Source organism: Arthrobacter sp. sptzw32 (assembly GCF_059089735.1).
Map to the genome: position 1 here is coordinate 1 of NZ_JBNHEZ010000011.1, position 17,020 is coordinate 17,020.

Annotated in this window: 18 protein-coding genes; 11 read left to right on the plus strand and 7 right to left on the minus strand. The window is 66.7% G+C overall.

Annotated elements, in window-relative coordinates; genetic code table 11:
- Positions 1 to 409: 409 nt before the first annotated feature.
- On the minus strand, positions 410 to 1,087 hold the full coding sequence (locus AC5RVN_RS16900) for a Crp/Fnr family transcriptional regulator (protein ID WP_009359192.1): 678 nt from the start codon (positions 1,085 to 1,087) through the stop codon (positions 410 to 412).
- A gap of 184 nt (positions 1,088 to 1,271) precedes the next feature.
- On the opposite strand from AC5RVN_RS16900, the gene AC5RVN_RS16905 reads away from it, so the two are divergent.
- Positions 1,272 to 2,456: a MarP family serine protease gene (locus AC5RVN_RS16905; protein WP_494138699.1), complete on the plus strand. Its 1,185-nt coding sequence runs from the start codon at positions 1,272 to 1,274 to the stop codon at positions 2,454 to 2,456.
- 4 nt (positions 2,457 to 2,460) lie between these two features.
- Here AC5RVN_RS16905 and aroQ read toward each other — a convergent pair whose 3' ends face one another.
- From aroQ to AC5RVN_RS16925, 4 genes are all read right to left on the minus strand, one after another.
- The gene (gene aroQ / locus AC5RVN_RS16910) at positions 2,461 to 2,919 is read right to left on the minus strand and encodes a type II 3-dehydroquinate dehydratase (protein WP_494138700.1); all 459 of its coding nucleotides are present in this window, start codon (positions 2,917 to 2,919) and stop codon (positions 2,461 to 2,463) included.
- Between the two features lie 106 nt (positions 2,920 to 3,025).
- Positions 3,026 to 3,814 (minus strand): DeoR/GlpR family DNA-binding transcription regulator, encoded by a 789-nt coding sequence (locus AC5RVN_RS16915; protein ID WP_494138701.1) that lies wholly within the window; start codon positions 3,812 to 3,814, stop codon positions 3,026 to 3,028.
- Positions 3,815 to 3,909: 95 nt separating this feature from the next.
- Positions 3,910 to 5,919 (minus strand): acetate--CoA ligase, encoded by a 2,010-nt coding sequence (gene acs / locus AC5RVN_RS16920; RefSeq protein ID WP_494138702.1) that lies wholly within the window; start codon positions 5,917 to 5,919, stop codon positions 3,910 to 3,912.
- A gap of 10 nt (positions 5,920 to 5,929) precedes the next feature.
- On the minus strand, positions 5,930 to 6,082 hold the full coding sequence (locus AC5RVN_RS16925; protein ID WP_494041443.1) for a hypothetical protein: 153 nt from the start codon (positions 6,080 to 6,082) through the stop codon (positions 5,930 to 5,932).
- A gap of 245 nt (positions 6,083 to 6,327) precedes the next feature.
- Between AC5RVN_RS16925 and AC5RVN_RS16930 the strand changes: the two genes are divergently transcribed.
- From AC5RVN_RS16930 to AC5RVN_RS16940, 3 genes are all read left to right on the plus strand, one after another.
- Positions 6,328 to 7,656: a reticulon family protein gene (locus tag AC5RVN_RS16930; protein WP_494138703.1), complete on the plus strand. Its 1,329-nt coding sequence runs from the start codon at positions 6,328 to 6,330 to the stop codon at positions 7,654 to 7,656.
- A 66-nt stretch (positions 7,657 to 7,722) separates the two neighbouring features.
- Complete coding sequence (nth, locus tag AC5RVN_RS16935) at positions 7,723 to 8,517, plus strand: endonuclease III (protein WP_494138704.1); 795 nt, start codon at positions 7,723 to 7,725, stop codon at positions 8,515 to 8,517.
- Positions 8,514 to 9,191 (plus strand): NUDIX hydrolase, encoded by a 678-nt coding sequence (locus tag AC5RVN_RS16940; protein WP_494041445.1) that lies wholly within the window; start codon positions 8,514 to 8,516, stop codon positions 9,189 to 9,191. The genes nth and AC5RVN_RS16940 overlap by 4 nt, the downstream gene beginning before the upstream one ends.
- A 66-nt stretch (positions 9,192 to 9,257) precedes the next feature.
- Here the strand turns inward: AC5RVN_RS16940 and AC5RVN_RS16945 are convergent, their stop codons facing one another.
- Positions 9,258 to 9,449, minus strand: a complete 192-nt coding sequence (locus tag AC5RVN_RS16945) for a YegP family protein (protein ID WP_494041446.1) — start codon at positions 9,447 to 9,449, stop codon at positions 9,258 to 9,260.
- Positions 9,450 to 9,622: 173 nt separating this feature from the next.
- Complete coding sequence (locus AC5RVN_RS16950; protein ID WP_494138705.1) at positions 9,623 to 11,341, minus strand: bifunctional 3'-5' exonuclease/DNA polymerase; 1,719 nt, start codon at positions 11,339 to 11,341, stop codon at positions 9,623 to 9,625.
- A gap of 136 nt (positions 11,342 to 11,477) precedes the next feature.
- On the opposite strand from AC5RVN_RS16950, the gene ssd reads away from it, so the two are divergent.
- The 7 genes from ssd to AC5RVN_RS16985 all read left to right on the plus strand — a co-directional run bounded on the left by ssd (position 11,478) and on the right by AC5RVN_RS16985 (position 16,979).
- Positions 11,478 to 12,677, plus strand: a complete 1,200-nt coding sequence (ssd, locus tag AC5RVN_RS16955) for a septum site-determining protein Ssd (RefSeq protein WP_494138706.1) — start codon at positions 11,478 to 11,480, stop codon at positions 12,675 to 12,677.
- Positions 12,674 to 13,939 (plus strand): TadA family conjugal transfer-associated ATPase, encoded by a 1,266-nt coding sequence (locus AC5RVN_RS16960; RefSeq protein WP_494138707.1) that lies wholly within the window; start codon positions 12,674 to 12,676, stop codon positions 13,937 to 13,939. The genes ssd and AC5RVN_RS16960 overlap by 4 nt, the downstream gene beginning before the upstream one ends.
- A complete protein-coding gene (locus AC5RVN_RS16965; RefSeq protein WP_494041450.1) occupies positions 13,936 to 14,796 on the plus strand; it encodes a hypothetical protein in 861 nt (286 codons plus the stop codon). The genes AC5RVN_RS16960 and AC5RVN_RS16965 overlap by 4 nt, the downstream gene beginning before the upstream one ends.
- A complete protein-coding gene (locus AC5RVN_RS16970; RefSeq protein ID WP_494041451.1) occupies positions 14,793 to 15,413 on the plus strand; it encodes a type II secretion system F family protein in 621 nt (206 codons plus the stop codon). The genes AC5RVN_RS16965 and AC5RVN_RS16970 overlap by 4 nt, the downstream gene beginning before the upstream one ends.
- A 278-nt stretch (positions 15,414 to 15,691) precedes the next feature.
- A complete protein-coding gene (locus tag AC5RVN_RS16975; protein ID WP_494041452.1) occupies positions 15,692 to 16,042 on the plus strand; it encodes a DUF4244 domain-containing protein in 351 nt (116 codons plus the stop codon).
- Entirely contained in the window at positions 16,039 to 16,614 is a 576-nt protein-coding gene (locus AC5RVN_RS16980; RefSeq protein ID WP_494041453.1) for a TadE family type IV pilus minor pilin, read from the plus strand. The genes AC5RVN_RS16975 and AC5RVN_RS16980 overlap by 4 nt, the downstream gene beginning before the upstream one ends.
- Positions 16,611 to 16,979, plus strand: a complete 369-nt coding sequence (locus tag AC5RVN_RS16985; protein WP_494041454.1) for an Rv3654c family TadE-like protein — start codon at positions 16,611 to 16,613, stop codon at positions 16,977 to 16,979. Before AC5RVN_RS16980 ends, AC5RVN_RS16985 begins: the two co-directional genes overlap by 4 nt.
- Positions 16,980 to 17,020: the final 41 nt, after the last annotated feature.

The following is a 17,020-nucleotide window of genomic DNA, read 5'->3' on the forward strand; positions in this document are numbered from 1 at the left end:
ACCGCGGCCTCACGCTGGACCTCAGACAAAGAACTATTAGCACGCATGAAACTGCTCCCCGGAAGTCGAAAACTGAATTTCTCAGTCCAACTTCAGGAGAGCAGTTCATTTCGGCAGGTTTTCCTGCGACGCTCTCTCATTTGCGGCAGGTTTTCCTGCGACGCTCTCTCACTACCGGAAATCATCAAGCAGGATCGGATAGAGGGTTGCCTGGAAAGCCGCATTGAGTGATAGAGGGTTGCCTAGAACGCGGCATTGAGTGATAGAGGGTTGCCTGGAAAGCGGCATTGAGTGGTAGAGGGTTGGCCCTGAAGGAGCGGGTGGGGTGCACCCTGCCGCGGGTGCCGGCTTTCGGGCGGCCGCGGGCATGCAAAAGGGCCGCCCCGGAGGGCGGCCCTGTGCGGTAGGACTAGCGGGAGCGCTGACGGAGGCGCTGCATGTCCAGGATGACGACGGCGCGGGCTTCCAGGCGCAGCCAGCCGCGCTGGACGAACTCGGCGAGGGCCTTGTTCACGGTTTCCCGGGAGGCGCCGACGAGCTGGGCCAGCTCTTCCTGGGTGAGCTCGTGCGCGACCAGGACGCCATCGGTCGCGGGCCTGCCGAAGCGGTCAGCCAGGTCCAGGAGGGCCTTGGCGACGCGGCCGGGAACATCGGAGAACACCAGGTCGGACAGGGAGTCGTTGGTGCGGCGCAGCCGGCGGGCCAGGGCCTGCAGGAGCTGGGCGGAGACCTCCGGGCGGGTGCGCAGCAGGTTGTTCAGGCTTTCGTTCTTCAGCCCGGCCAGGCGGGTTTCGGACACAGCGGTGGCGGTGGCAGTGCGCGGGCTGGGATCAAAAAGGGCCATTTCGCCGAAGAGCTCACCCGGGCCGAGGATGGCAAGGAGGGATTCCCGGCCGTCCGGGGAGGTGCGGCCGAGCTTCACCTTGCCCGAGACGATGAAGTAGAGCTGGTCGCCCTGGTCACCCTCGCGGAAAACCGAAGCACCGCGGGAAAGGTCCACCTCGGTAAGCTCGTCCGTCAGCAGACGGAATGCGTCGTCGTCGAGCGTGGCGAAAAGTGGTGCTCGGCGCAGTACCTCGATGTCCATAAAATCTCCTGAATAAAAGTGTCGGCTGTGGCGCTTGTGCCATTGTTTCAGAATTTTCAAGGTTCTGTGACGAACTTGGCAGCCAAAACGCCCAAGCGGAGGGCGCCCTGGGGGAAGCGAACCCACAGAAGATTGCCAGCCTGCGCCACTAGAATGTGCTTACAACTGCTTATAAGGAGCCTTAGTGGTCGGCTTGACTGTCCTGGACCTGGTCCTGATCCTGGTGCTGCTGTCCTACCTGATCTACGGCCTGCGGAACGGGTTCCTTGTCACAGTGGGCGGCATCGCCGGATTCGCTGCAGGAGCGGTGGCGGCGTTCTTCGCGGTCCCCCTGGTGAGCGGCTTCGTGGAGGACTCCGGGTGGAGGCTTACCGCCATCATTGCCGCCGCCGTCGCGCTGGTGGTTCTGGGACATGGCCTCGGCACGATGATGGGCCGGCAGATCCGTGGCGCAGTCCGGATTCCGCCTCTCCGGGCGGTGGACCGGCTGGTGGGCGGTGCAGCCAACGTCGCCGTCGCCGCACTGGTCATGTCCATGCTGGCCTTCAGCGTCAGCTCCCTCGGTGTCCCCTTTGTTTCCCAGCAGTTGGCAGAATCGCGGGTCATCCGATTCATTGACGGCCTGACGCCGGATCCGGTGAAGGCCACCATGGCCCAGCTGCGTTCAACAGTGATCGGCAACGGTATTCCTACCCTGATTGAGGGACTGGACCAGGGCCCGACCATGCCTGCGCCGGATGCCAGCACCGACACCCCAGCCCTGAACAGGGCTGCCGGATCCGTCCTGAGAATTGCCGGCACCGCCTACCAGTGCGGCCAGAACCAGACAGGGACAGGCTTCGTTGTTTCCGAAGACCGCGTAGTAACAAATGCGCACGTGGTGGCGGGCGTGTCACAGCCCGTCGTGGAGATGCCCGGCGGTGGCGCAATGCCCGGGCGGGTGGTCTACTTCGACACCCGGCATGACCTCGCGGTGCTGGCGGTGGACGACCTGCCTGCCCAGCCGCTGCCCCTGAGCGCCGACCTGCCCAACGGAAGCCCGGCCGCGTTCGCAGGCTACCCGCATGGCGGCCCCTTCCAGTCCCGGCCGGCCACCGTCCAGGACATCACCACGGTGCTGGTACCGGATATCTATGGCACCAACCCCTCGCCGGAAGAAATTTACCGGTTGGCCGGAAACGTCCAGCCCGGGAACTCCGGCGGCCCGCTGCTGACCACCGAAGGACAGGTGGCCGGAGTCATCTTCGCCAAGGCAACGTCGGACGCCGAGATGGGTTTTGCGATCACCATGGACGACCTGAACCCGGTGGCAGCGCAGGCGCCGGCACTGAGTGCGCCCGTTTCCTCCGGGCAGTGCATCCAAAAGTAGCTGCTTACAGGACTTCAGCGAGGTAGTCGATGGCCAGCTTGTAGCCGAACACGCCCGCGCCCACGATCACGGCCGAGCAGACCGGCGAGAGGAACGAGTGGTGCCGGAACTCCTCGCGCTGGTGCACGTTGGTGATGTGCACTTCCACTGTCGGCAGCTGCACTGCCGCCAGGGCATCACGGAGGGCAACGGACGTGTGGGTGAAGGCGCCGGCGTTCAGGACAATGCCGACGGCGGAACCTCGGGCTGCGTGAATGGTGTCCAGCAGGACGCCCTCATGGTTCGACTGAACGCACTCAGCCGCGAACCCATGCCCCTCTGCGGTCCGGGCAGCCAGTTCTTCCACGTCAGCCAGGGTGGACGTGCCGTACTTTTCCGGTTCACGGGTGCCCAGGAGATTCAGGTTGGGTCCGTTAATTACCAGGATGGTTCCGCGGCTGGCTGATGCAGAGGGTTCGGTCATGCGTGCAAATCTATCGGGTAGGCCCGGTTGCCGTGCATTTTTACGTCTCAGTACCCGAGGGCTGCTTCAGCGAGGTAATCCTGCGGGTGCGCCTGATCCTTTCCGGCTAAACCTCCGCAAGCCGCAGCCGGCCCACCCGCTCCTGGAGGACGCGCTGCGCTTCGGCACCGAGACCTGGATCGCTGATGACTTCGTCCACCTCCTCGAGTGAAGCAATGGAGCTGATGCCCAGCAGACCCCATTTGGTGTGGTCAGCCAGCACCACGGTTTTGCGGGCGGCTGCCACGAATGCCCGGTCCGTTTCGGCTTCGAGCAGGTTGGGAGTTGTAAATCCGGCGGTGGCATCCATGCCGTGGACCCCAAGGAACAGCAGGTCCAGGTGCAGCTGCTTCAGCGCACCGGTGGCAATGGGCCCCACCAGGGCGTCCGACGGCGTGCGCTCGCCGCCGATGAGGATCACCGTGGAGGCAGCGCCGCTGGACCCTGCGGAGGGGCTGTGATGGAACAGGTCTGCGATGCGCACCGAGTTGGTCACCACAGTGATCCGTGGCCCGTTGGTCAGTTCCTTGGCCAGCGCCCACGTGGTGGTTCCGGCGCTCAGCCCCACCGCCATGCCTTCCTGGACCAGGCCGGCTGCTTCCAAGGCGATGGCGCGTTTCTCGGCGGTCAGCTGCGTCGATTTCAGCTCGAACCCGGGCTCGTGCGCGCCGGCGTCCCCCGGAAGTTTGGCGCCGCCGTGGATCCGCTCCAGCTTCCCGCCCTCTTCGAGCAATTCGATGTCCCGGCGCACGGTCATCAATGAAACACCGAGTTGCTGGGCAAGGTCGGAGACCCGCACAACACGCTCACGCTGCAGAGCCTCCAGGATGGACTGATGGCGCGCGACGGCGAGCATTCCGATGGATCCTTCGATGCTGGGTGGACTGGTCTGCTCCCAGTCTAGGGCCGGCCCGGTGGAGGGGAGGTTGACTGCCTCCCCTCCACCGTCTCCTACTTTCGTAGCGACTGCGCGATCTGCTGCATGATCGTGGGGTCGGAGAGGGTGGTGGCGTCGCCCGGGTCGCGGCCTTCGGCGACGTCCTTGAGGAGGCGCCGCATGATCTTGCCGGAGCGGGTCTTGGGCAGTTCCGGAACCACGAGGATGTTCTTCGGTTTGGCGATGGGGCCAATTTCCTTGCCCACGTGGTTACGGAGTTCCTGGACGGTTTCGTCACCGTTGTTGGCGGCGTCCCCACGCAGGATGACAAACGCGACGACGGCCTGTCCGGTGGTCTCGTCAGAGGCGCCCACGACCGCGGCTTCGGCCACGGCAGGATGGGACACCAGGGCGGATTCGATTTCGGTCGTGGACAGACGGTGGCCGGAGATGTTCATGACGTCGTCCACGCGGCCCAGGAGCCAGATGTCGCCGTCTTCGTCTTTTTTGGCGCCGTCCCCGGCGAAGTACATGTTTTCGAACCGGGACCAGTAGGTGTCCTTGAACCGTTCCGGGTCGCCCCAGATGCCGCGGAGCATGGCGGGCCACGGCTCGCGGATCACCAGGAAGCCGCCGTGTCCGTCCGGTACGGATTCGCCCATCTCATCCACCACGTCCACGGCGATGCCGGGAAGCGGGACCTGCGCGGAACCCGGCTTGGCTGCGGTGACGCCGGGAAGCGGGGCGATCATCTGGGCGCCGGTCTCGGTCTGCCACCAGGTGTCCACGATGGGAGTCCGGTTCCCGCCGATGACCTTCCGGTACCACATCCAGGCCTCGGGGTTGATGGGTTCGCCCACGGACCCGAGCACGCGCAGAGAGGACAGGTCGTACTTGTCCGGGATATCACGGCCCCACTTCATGAAGGTGCGGATGGCGGTGGGCGCGGTGTAGAGGATGGAGACCTTGTACTTTTCCACGATCTCCCACCAGCGGCCCTGGTGCGGGGAGTCCGGGGTGCCTTCGTACATCACCTGGGTGGCGCCGTTGATGAGCGGTGCGTAGGTGACGTAGGAGTGGCCGGTGACCCAGCCGACGTCGGCCGTGCACCAGTAAACGTCCGTGTCCGGGTGCAGGTCGAACACTGCCTTGTGCGTGTATGCGGTTTGGGTGAGGTAGCCGCCGGTGGTGTGCAGGATGCCTTTCGGCTTGCCGGTGGTGCCGGAGGTGTAGAGGATAAACAACGGGTGCTCGGAGTCGTGGCCGACGGCGGTGTGCTCGGTGGAGGCGGCCTCGACGGTGTCCGCCCACCAGTGGTCCCGGCCCTCATGCCAGTCAACGTCCTGGCCGTTGCGCTTGACCACCACCACGTTCTGGACCGTATGGCCGTCATTGGCGAGGGCGTCGTCGACGGCGGTCTTCAGTGCGCTGGGCTTGCCGCGGCGGTAGGTGCCGTCAGCGGTGACCACGAGCTTGGCCTCGGCGTCCTCGATCCTGGACCGCAGCGCGTCGGCAGAAAAGCCCCCGAACACCACCGAGTGCACCGCCCCGATCCGGGCGCAGGCCAGCAGCGTGATGACGGCTTCGGGGATCATGGGCAGGTAGACAGCTACGCGGTCACCCTTAACGACGCCGAGGGACTCGAAGGCATTGGCTGCTTTCTTCACCTCTTCGGTTAACTGCGCGTAGGTGTAGGTGCGGGTATCGCCTGGCTCGCCCTCGAAGTGGATGGCTACCCGGTCGCCGCGCCCGTTCTCCACGTGCCGGTCCAGCGCGTTGTAGGCGGCGTTGACCTCGCCACCCACGAACCACTTCGCGAAGGGCGGGTTGGACCAGTCAAGCGCCTGGTCAAAGTCCTTGCTCCAGGTCAAAAGCTCCCGGGCCTGCTTGGCCCAGAACGCGGGACGATCGGCGTCGGCCTCCTGGTATTCGCCGGCGCTGACAACAGCGTTGGCCGCAAATTCAGGACTCGGCGGGAATGCGCGGGTCTCGTGAAGCAGGTTTTCAAAGGCGTCGCCCTGCTGGCTGTTCTTCCCTGTACCTGCTGAATCGGTGGCCGTGGAGCTGGAAGTGTCCTGGGACATGTGAACCTCATCATTCATCGATCTTTGCTGCGCGGAGATCCGCCGTCGGGCCGGGTTCCGCCGCCTGCACGACGCCGGGCACCTGCTGGTCAGGGAGTTCCGCAAAGAGCTGTTCCGGAATCAAGACTAGTGCTTGCCCGGCGAGCGATGTGTGCAGTGTCACAGCTAAGCCCGCGAACGGCATTTATTAAGCGATGAATGGTACGCGCGCCCGGCCTCAGGCAGCCGTCCGGCGCCGCGCCCAGCTAGTGATCAGTCAGGCTGTTGACTAGGCTGAGATGGAATTGTGACTTCACTGCGGACCGTCCTTTCCACGCCAGGCAAGAGCCCGGGACGGGCAGGAACCGCTGTACGACGGCACGGTTTCGGGGTTACGAGCCCCGGTGCCGCCACGCTAAGGAGAACAGAATGAACCAGCAGAGTTTCGGCCAGAAATCCGGCCCCGACACAGAGGCAGGCTCCAGTGCCACCGGCGCCGGCCCGGCTTCGGGCGCCGGCCGGCAGGCTTCAACCGGGGTTAAGGGCGGCGCGAAGGCCCACCAGACGGTGCTGGGTCCGTTCACCGTCCGGGACCTGGCCGTGTTCGCCGCCACCGTCATACTGTTCGTCGCTTCCCTGCTCCCCATCTTCGGCGGACGGTACAACCTGTGGAACCTGAACAACCTCTTCTTCCTGGGCTTGGGCATCGTCCTGCCGTTGGCAGTGAGCGCACTCTTCGCCGCGCGGCGGCTGGCGCCGGGCACAAAGATCCGGATCGGTTCGCTGTCCATTGACCAGTTCGCCTCGGTGGTTGCGTCCTTCGCCGTTGCCTTCTTCTTCCTGTCCGTGGCCGGAGCTTACGTTCCCAGCCTTCTGGTGGGCCTGATCGGCGCCGTGGTGCTTTTCGCTGTAACGGTCCTGGGCCGGTTCCTTCCGTATATCTCCCCGGACTTCCAGGACCGTGCCGACGCCCTGGCCCATGTGGTGGCCCGCGAAGCTGCCGTCCCTGCCCAGAAGCCGCGGGCGCCCAAACCGCCCAAGACTGAATCCGGCAAAGCAGACTCCGGCAAGGCTGTGGCCACGTCCGCCAACGCGGTTTCAGGCGGAGGGCTGTTCACCGGTGCCGGCGCCGGTTCTTCCGCAGTGCAGAGCGGCACTTCACACCATGCGCCCGCAACAGCAGCGGTTCCCACCGCCGGAGCCGACGCCGGCACCCAGGCTACGGGCGCCGCTCCGGTTTCCAGCGGAGCCTCCAGCCTCGCCTCCGCAGGCGACCCGGGGCCGGCAACCCAGGCTGCCGACGTCGTCCGTCCCTCTGCTGCCCCGGCGGCCGAAGAGACACAGCTGGGAGACATCCCTGCTGCAGGTGCCGCTGCAGCCCACCGGCCTGCTGCCCACCAGCCTGCCGCAAACCACGACGGCGGGGCCTCGGTTGCGGCCGCGGCTCAAGGCACGTGGGAGCCGCCCGCTGCCACTGCGGTGCACCAGCAGGTCCGCGTCGAAGAGCCTATCGGGGCGACGGTGGACCCCTCGAGCCGGCCGGAGCAAGTGGAGGAACAGCCCATCCACGAGGCATTCTGGTTTGCTGTGGCGCAGCACCGTACCGCCTTCGACCCACGCACCGGAGCCCCCGCTTTTGTTATCGAGCCCGGTGGCTGGGTGCTTGCGCTCGAAGATCGCGGGCATGAGTTCCTGGTCCAGCACACCGACGGGCGGCTGGGCGTGCTGCGCGATCTCAGCAATATCGAGCGCGGCTAACACATGGCCTCGCCCCGGGGTCCAAAGGCCGGCGGAGCGGCAGCACCCGCCGGCCCCGCTGGCGGCATGCCCGCAGTCTCCGGGGAGTCGATGCTTGGCCTGAAGCGGCGGGCAAGGCGCATCAACAGGGCGTTGGCCGAGAAGTACCCCTACGCGCACGCGGAGCTCGATTTCCGCAATCCGTTCGAGCTGTTGGTGGCTACTGTCCTGTCGGCACAGACCACCGACGTCACCGTCAACCAGATCACTCCGCTGCTGTTTGCCCGGTTTCCGGACGCAAGGTCCATGGCGGAAGCGGACCCGGCCACGATCGAAGAGATCATCAAGCCCACGGGCTTTTTTCGGGCCAAGACACGGAACCTCTTGGCGTTGTGCACCCGTGTGGTGGACGAGTACAACGGCGTGGTGCCCGGGCGGCTGGAGGATCTGGTGACGTTACCGGGCGTGGGGCGGAAGACGGCCAACGTGGTGCTGGGCAACGCCTTCGGGATCCCCGGCATCACGGTGGACACCCACTTTGGCCGCCTTGCCCGCCGGTTTGGCTGGACCCGGTCCGAGGACCCGGTCCAGATCGAGTACGACGTCGCCGAGCTTTTCGACAAGCGGGACTGGACCATGCTGTCGCACCGGGTGGTATTCCACGGGCGCCGGGTGTGCCATTCCCGGAAACCTGCCTGCGGCGCCTGCCCCGTGGCGAACTGGTGCCCCAGCTACGGCCTGGGCGAAACGGATCCCGCCAAGGCGGCCAAGCTGCTCAAATACGAACTCGCGCCCGGCAACGAAGCCCTGTTGTCACAACTGCTGGCCGAAACGGACAGGGCCGCCGAAATCAGGATGGAATCTCAAAAGAGGGCACCTTGAGCGCCCGTGACGACCTGATCGCCCTGGCCCGCAGGGCGGCCGCCGGTTCTGCTGACTCCCCTGACCCCCTCTGGGCCGCGCTCACCGTTGATCCGCAACTGGCACGCAGGGCTGCGGTCCTGATGCTTTTTGGTGCCCTGGATGACGTTCCGGCCGTTTCCGGGAAACCGCTGGCACCGGCAGACCTTGACGTCCTGCTTCTGGAGCGGGCCCACACCCTGGGGTCCCATCCCGGACAGGTGGCGTTTCCGGGCGGCAGCATTGACGCCCTGGAAACACCGGTTCAGGCAGCCTTGCGCGAGGCGGAAGAGGAAACTGGCCTCGACTCGGACGGTGTTGAAGTCCTTGGAACCCTGCAGGAGCTCGGCCTCGCCCACAGCAACTTCCTTGTCACCCCGGTGCTGGGGTGGTGGCGGTCGCCCTCGCCTGTCCATGTGGTGGACTACGCCGAGTCCGCCCAGGTGTTCCGGGTGCCCGTGCGGGACCTGCTGGATCCGGACAACAGGGTTATGGCCACCGTCCACCGGGCCGGGCGTACTTTCGACAGCCCCGCTTTCACCGTCAACGGTGTGGTGGTGTGGGGGTTTACCGGAATTGTCCTGAACGGCCTCTTTGAACAGTTGGGCTGGGCCGTGCCGTGGGACAGTAGCCGGGTCCATCCGATGGGTGTGTGACGTTCACGGACCGGGGGATCCGTCCGGTTGCCGGTATCGCCGTGCGTCCTTCCGCCTCGGCCGGTGTCAGGCCTGCTGTTTGCGCAGATCCACTACTACTCCCGTGGCCGCATTTTCGCGCATGGCGTTGATGCCCTCCAACACTGTGTTGAGGGACTTGAAGTTTGGTGAAACGGCAACGATGTTGCCTTCCCCGTCCGTCAGCCGAAGCCGGTACGACTCGTCCCCTACCCGATGAATTTCAAACCTGCCCGCCATAAGCCGGACCTCCCCTTGGTGTGCTTCGTTGCATCAACCTTCGGACCGATCTGTTTCAGTCACCAAGAGACTGTAACCCGCGTCACCGCGCCCCCGCGAGCTACTGCCGGGTAGATTACTTCCCTCGACATGCTGCTCGGCGGGGCCTGGTTTTGCGTATTCCGGGCGTGGTTCTACTTTGCGTGGTCGTAGGAATCCACTACCGCCACACTGACTGGAAATTCCACGGGAACAGGTCCGAACAGGAGGTTCTTGGCCGCGCTGGCGGCGTCCTCGATTGCCTTGATACACGCACCCGCCAGGTGCTCAGGCGCGTGGACCATCACTTCGTCGTGGAGGAAGAAGACCAGCTCCGCCCTGACCGGCCCTTCCCCGCCGACGGTGCGCAACCGGCGTCGTAATTCCGCGAGCCAGCACGCAGCCCAGTCCGCCGCGGAGCCCTGGACCACGAAGTTCCGCGTGAAGCGCCCCCTGGAACGGGCAAGCGAATCCGCGCGCCGCTGCTCCTCCGCCGACGACGACCGCTGGCTCTGGAACCACCGTTCCGACGGCGGCGGGCTGCTGCGGCCCAGCCTGGTGGTGACGGTTCCGCCGGATTCACCGGCGCGGGCGGCCTGTTCCACAAAATCAACGGCGCGGGGATAGATCCTGGCGAGCTGGGGCATGAGGCGTCCGGCATCACCGGAAGTGGCTCCGTACATTGCCCCCAGCAGCGCCATCTTCGCTTTTGCCCGATCGCCGCCGAACCCTTTGGCGGCGATGCCCGCGTAGAGGTCCTGGTCCCTCGCGGCCTCGGCCATGGTTGAGTCCTTGGCCAGCGCCACCAGGACACGCGGCTCAAGCTGTGATGCGTCCGCGACGATGAGCTTGCAGCCGGGGTCGGCGTGGACGGCGCCGCGGATCTGGCGCGGTATCTGCAGGGCGCCGCCGCCCCTGGACGCCCAGCGGCCTGAAACCACACCGCCCACCACGTACTCGGGGCGGAACCGGCCGCCGGACACCCACGCATCCAGCCATGCCCAGCCGTTGGCCGCGTGCAGCCGCGAAAGCTTTTTGTAGGCCAGCAGCGGGGCGATGGCGGGGTGGGTGGATTCTTTCAGCTCCCATTGCCGGGTGCTTTTCACCTCAATCCCGTTCCGGTGCAGGGCGCGCATCAGGTCCTGCGGGGAATCGGGGTTCAGGGTTGGCGCGTTCAACAGGTTGCGCAGTTCAAGGTTCAGGGCCTCGAGCTTTGCCGGGCGATGGCCCATGGGCGGACGGGGGCCGAGGTAACCGGCCAGGATTTGCTCATGGAGGTCCTCCCGCCAGGGCACTCCGGCGTGCTGCATCTCAGCGGCAATCATGGCGCTGGCAGATTCGGCGGCCAGGAGAAGCTGAAGCCGGTTTCGCCGGTTCTCCTCGCCGCTGACGGAAGCGAGGGCGGCCCGCTGGGCGGCGTATTCTTCCCGGAGGTCCCCAAGTGTATGCCGGGGTCCGGCGCCGGTGTCAGGATTTTCGAAAAGGGCGTCCTGTTCCGGTGGCGGCGGAGGCGGCTGCAGGGCCCGGGGCGGTTGTTGCGGATCGTCGAGGGTGACCTGGTCCGCGTTTGCCGCGTATTCGGTGTGGGCGGTGAACTGTGAGTGCGCCAGGATGTTGCCGCACAGGCTCAGGTCGTGGCAGCGGTCCAGTTCCGCCCCGGCCGCCAGCAGCGCCGGGTACCAGTCCTGTGTCCGGTGCCAGATCCAGCGGGGATGCTGCCCGCCCTGCGGCCGGCGTTCCAGGTCCTTGACGACGGCGGGAAGTTCCCGTGCGGGAACGGGGCGGGGTTCGGGGTTGGATGGATGGGGGTGGCCCGTTTGGGTGAGTTCCTGCAGGACCGCGCCCTGGGGGTGGGCGGCCAGCAGGAGATACATGTTCCAATTCTGCCTTGTCTTTGGAGTGGTGCGGTCCTGATGACTCTTCCTGCACAAGGCTGCTGTCTAAACCGGGTTGTGCACATACGGCTTGCCTTCCTTATCCGCCGGCCGCCCGTCCGGGGACAGTGGTTCCATGAGCAGGCACCAGCTGACCCCATCCGATTCTGATCCCGGCCGGTCCGGGCCCCCGTCCCGGCGGCTTCCTGTTGAGCTCCCGCAGACTGGTCCGGCCCGGCCCGGGAGTCAAGGAGGGAGCGGCGCGGCCTGGCTGCCGGACGGCGCGGAAGAGGTACTGCTGGTTACCTCGTCGGCCTTGTTGCGGGCCGAAGTGGAGCGTATCGTCGCCGCGGCCGGTGCCCACCTTCGTGTGGTGGCCGATGCCCTCGAGGGCGGCAGGTACTGGGACGGGGCTGCGGCAGTTCTGGTGGGCAGCGACATCCGGGAGCTCCCGCCACGCCGGCGCGCACCAGCCGTCCTGGTGGGCCTCGACGGTGAAGGGGACAGCTTATGGCACCTGGCTGCAGCACTGGGAGCGGAGCGGGTGGCGGTACTGCCGGATGCCGCCGCATGGCTCGCCGATCACCTGAGCCGGTCCCGGTCGCCCGGTCCCGGCGGCATGGTCCTCGGGGTCACCGGCGGGTGCGGCGGCGCCGGAGCCACCACTGCCGCCGTTTGGGTGGCCCAGGCCGCCGCCGGGATGGGAGCGCGCGTACTGCTGGTTGACGGCGACCCGTGGGGCGGCGGACTGGAACTGGCTATTGCAGCGGAAGAGAGCCCCGGACTGCGCTGGCCTGATCTTTCTGAAGCCCACGGCAGCATCGATCCCGGCCAGCTGTCGGATTCGCTTCCGGTTGCCGGAGGCTTCTCGTTCCTGTCCTGGCCGGCCAGCCGGGAACAGCCCCCTCCCGTGGCGGCCGCCACCACCGCCGGAGTCCTTGACGCCGCACGCCGCGGCTACGAGCTGGTTGTTGTCGACATCGGCAGGGGAACGGGGCCGCTGCAGGCCTATGCCTGGGACTGCGACCGCATCATGATGGTGGTTCCCGCCCAGCTGAAGGCCGCCGTCGCAGCGGTGCGGCTGATGCAGGAGTTTCCACCGATTGAGGCCACACTTCTGGTCCGTGGCAGGCCTGGTGCAGCGCTGGACGGATCACTTCTTTCCGAGGCCATCGGGCTTCCCGTGCAGGGACGGGTGCCGGAGCTCCGTGGTGTCAGTGCGGCAATGGAATCCGGCCGGCTCCTGGACTTGGGCAGGCGGCGGTGCGTCCAGCGTTTTGTTGCATCGGTGCTCGAAGCCCTCGGGGACGACTTGGCGGCAGAGGAACTCGGATGAAGCAGCAGCCGTCCCCACATGGAGCGGGAGCCGCGGACGGACTGCGTCGGCGGGCCCGGAACATGGAGGCCCAACGCCGTGATCTGCGGCGGGAGGGGCGCCTTCCGGTTGATTCCGGATTGCTGGAATCGGTCCGGGAGTCCATGATGGCGGACGCCGGGGTGGTGACTCCTTCGCGGGTGGCAGCGGCGGTACAGGCCACTGGCAAGCTGCTGGGCACGGCCGGTTCACTCGCGGCGGTGGAGCGGATCAGCGCCGAGCTAAACGGGTTGGGGCCCCTGCAGCAGCTCACGCGGGATCCGGCAGTGACCGATATTTTCGTCAACGCACCGGAATCCGTTTGGGTGGATCGTGGCCGTGGCATTGAACGTGTCCCTGTTGTTTTCACTGACGAGGCCCAGCTGCGGGCGCTTGCCTGCAGGCTGGTCGCTGCGGGAGGGAGGCGCCTGGATGACGGCTCGCCCTGCGTGGACGTGCGGTTGCCGGGAGGTTACCGCGTCCACGCCGTCCTGCCGCCGGTGTCCACTGCGGGCACCCTGCTCAGCGTCAGGATCCGCCGGGAGCGGGTGTTCACCATGGAGGAACTGCAGGCCGCGGGACTGTTCGGGCCGTTCGTCAAGGAAGTCCTGGAGAAAGTACTGGAGCATCGGCTCAGTTTCCTGATCAGTGGCGCCACGGGATCCGGCAAGACCACCCTGCTGTCCACCTTGCTGGGGCTTTGTGCCCGGGAGGAGCGGCTGGTCCTCATAGAAGATGCCTCCGAGCTGAACCCCGTCCATCCTCACGTGGTTTCCCTTGAGTCCCGCCACGGGAATCTTGAGGGCGGCGGGGAGGTGGGCTTGGGTGAGCTTGTCCGGCAGGCCCTGCGCATGAGGCCGGACCGGCTGGTGGTCGGGGAATGCCGGGGGGCCGAGGTGCGGGAACTGCTTACTGCGATGAACACCGGCCACAGCGGCGGGGGCGGAACCATCCATGCGAACACTGCCACCGCGGTTCCGGCCCGCCTGACAGCGCTTGGTGCGCTGGCAGGGTTGAGCCCGGACGGGGTGCGTCTTCAGGCAGCCAGTGCCCTTGATGTGGTGATTCATGTCGAGAGGACCAGCCGGGGCAGGCAAGTGTCCTGCATTGGCCTGATTGACGACGGCCCCGGCGGCCTGCGTGTCCTACCGGCGCTGGAAATCCATGCAGCGGTTTCCGTTCCCGGCCAGGGATGGCCGGCTCTCGCCTGCCGGCTTGGACTCGATCCGGGGGAGCAGCTGTGACGGTTGTTCTTGCCGGCGTCCTGGTGCTGGCGGTGGTATTGGTTCTTTGCCCGCCGCAGGGCGCGGCATCGAGGTTTCGCCGCGCAACTGGTGGTCCTGCGCATACAGCGCCTGATGTTGGCTGGCCGGGGCGGATCCGGCAGGTCAGGGCTGGAGTCGGGAAAGCGGCAACATCCGCTGCCGGGGTACCCATGACGGTCGTGGTTCAGCAATTGGCTGCACTGCTCAAGGGAGGGCGCACCCCCGCCCGGCTTTGGGACGAGCTGTGGTTTGTCTATGGCGCTGCACGGCCCGGATCGCACGGCCCGGCCAGGCTCGGACCTGGCTCGGGGCAAGACCAGGTGCCGGCGCCGGGGGCGGTACAAGCGGCAGGGGTGCCCGCCCGCGGCTTAACCACCGGGTCGGTTGTAATGCTGGCAGCAGCCCGGGCAGCTGCCGGGGCGGGGACCCCGGTATCGGAGGCCATCCGCCGCTCTTTGCCGGCAGTCTTCCCGCGGCCCAACAGGGAGTTCCGCATCTGGTCGGAACTGGCAGCGTGTTTCGACATCGCAGAAGCAAGCGGTTGTCCCCTGGCCGACGTGCTCACCAGGTTCGCGGCGCAGCTTGAGGTCGAGGACGACGCCGATGCTGCCCGGCAAACCGCCTTGGCCGGGCCCAAGGCCACGGTCACTTTGTTGACCTGGCTTCCGCTCATGGGACTGGGCCTTGGAATCGCCCTCGGCGTGGACCCGCTGGCGATATTGCTGGGCACTCCGCTGGGGCTCGCAGCGCTCGCGGCCGGCGTGGCGCTGACCGTTGCGGGTAGGGTGTGGTCCGCCAGGCTGGTTGCCGCTGCGGCCGGCGGGGGATTGCCGTGACGGGTCCTCTTGTTCTGGCAGCCGCGCTTTTTCTTACCCTGGCCGCTGTGGCTGGTCTCCTGAGTCCCCACGGAGGCAGGGCACGGAAGCGGCTGCTCAACCTGGAGCCGCGGGGGGCCTCTGGCCGGGACACCGGTTCACGGGAGGCGGACGGGCGGACCCGGAACCGGGCCGGTCCCGATGGCCTGAAGGACACCGCCATGATGCTCGAACTGGTGGCGGCGATGCTGGATGCAGGCTCTGGCATAGGGCGCTCACTCGAACTGGTGACGGCCTCTGCTTCCGCACACTACAGCGACTCCCTCCGGCCGGTTGTTTCGGCGCTCGCGATCGGTGCCGACTGGGAGACTGCCTGGCGCAGCTCGGCTGTCCGGCTTCCCGAGATTCTGGAGCTGCGGGATGCATTGGGGTTTGCGGCACTGACCGGGGCCCCGTCGTCCGCAATTCTGTACGCCCAGGCCGCGAGGCTCCGCCGGGAAAGGTTTCGTGCCGCGGAGAAGCGGGCGGCCTCGCTGGGCGTGAAGCTGGTGGTCCCGCTGGGGCTGTGTTCGCTGCCGGCCTTCATCTGCCTGGGCGTTGTACCCGTTCTGCTCGCCCTGGTGCCGTCCGGTCAGTAATACCGCGAGGCCTTCGGGCCAGTAACACCGCGGTGCCTTCCGGCCAATGACGCCCTGGTCCCGTCCGGCCAGTAACCGGAACAGCATGCCCGGCAGATCAAGCCAGACAGCCGGAGGGACGGCTCCGGCCGTACTGGCATGGTCCGCTCTTTCCCTCCACAGAGGGGAACCCAGATGGCTTTTCCACTTACACAAGCGCGGGCCTTATCGCTTCGAGCGCGCCGCGGAAGAGTCGAAGCAGCCGGCAACCCTGCCGGCCAACCGAAAGGAAACACCACATGTCCATCAACCAGGACCGCCACTTCGCCACCGGAACTGCAGCGCTCGCAGCAGCCCGATCAAACACTAAACGGCGCTTCAGCGGCGGCGGGCCCCTTTACTCCCGACAGGCCGTCACCCCTCCATTGCCGGCAAACGTCGTCGAGCTCTACCCCGGAGCAGCTGCTGCCGGTCATCGTTTGGGCGCCCGCCGGTTGCTGGGGTCGGAAGCGGGGATGGCCACCGCTGAATACGCCATCACCACTCTCGCGGCTGTCGGCTTTGCCGGGCTGCTGGTCTTCATCCTTCGCAGCGAGGAAGTGCGGGGGTTCCTGCTGAACCTGATCCGCACGGCGCTGGCCTTGCCATGACCGGCGTCCCGGACCTGCTGCAACGTTGGCTGCCCCCAGGTCCGGGCAGCCGGACGGCTCCGGCGCTGCAGGCCGGAGCGGCTGCTGGTCGCGCGGCGGTAGACCGTTGCCCCAGTGGCGGCCTCCTGCGGTTGGCAGATCGCTGCAACAGCCACAGCACCAGCAGCTGCAACGGCCACAGCACCAGCAGCTGCAGCCGCAGCCGCAGCCGCAGCAGCAAGCCCGCAGCGTCCCGCGGTGCGGTCACCGCAGAGTTCGCTGTAACACTGCCAGCCGTCCTGCTGCTGCTTGCCATGCTCCTCGCGGGTGCGGCGGCCGGTATTACCCAACTGCGGCTGGAAGAGGGAGCGCGGGCCGGCGCCCGGGCACTGGCGCGTGGTGATGATTCCGCCACTGTGCAGAAGGTTGTCCGGACCCTCTCAGGAGCGTCAGCCTCGGCGGTAGTTGCAACAGAGGGTGAGTGGCTCAGCGTGACGGTCACAGACCGGGTAGGCGGCCCACTAGGGGCCTCTGTTCCCTGGACCCTTACCGCCCGCGCTTCAACGCGAAGCGAAACGGCAGCAGCAAGTTGACGGCGGGTGCAGGCCAGGGCACGGACAGCCGGGAGCGCGGATCCGGAAGTGTCCTGGCCGCGGGACTGGCTTTTGTCATCATGATGGCCATAGTGCTGTTGCTGCTTTTGGCCCAGTCAGCCGTGATGGCCAGCAGGGCGGCTGCGGCGGCTGATCTTGCTGCCCTCGCCGGGGCTGACGCCTTGCGCGGCATCACGGACGGGGACCCTTGCGCGGTGGCTGCGGAGGTCGCTGCCCGGCATGCGGCCGCCCTTCGCAGCTGCTCGGAGGGAGAGGGAAGCACCCTCGAAGTCATGACTGAGCTTTCGGCCAGCTCCATCCTGGGTGCAGCAAGCGCCCGTGCCCGGGCAGGACCTCCCCCCTAACGGACGGTCCTTCCGGAGGCCGCCCGGGCTGAAGCACGGGA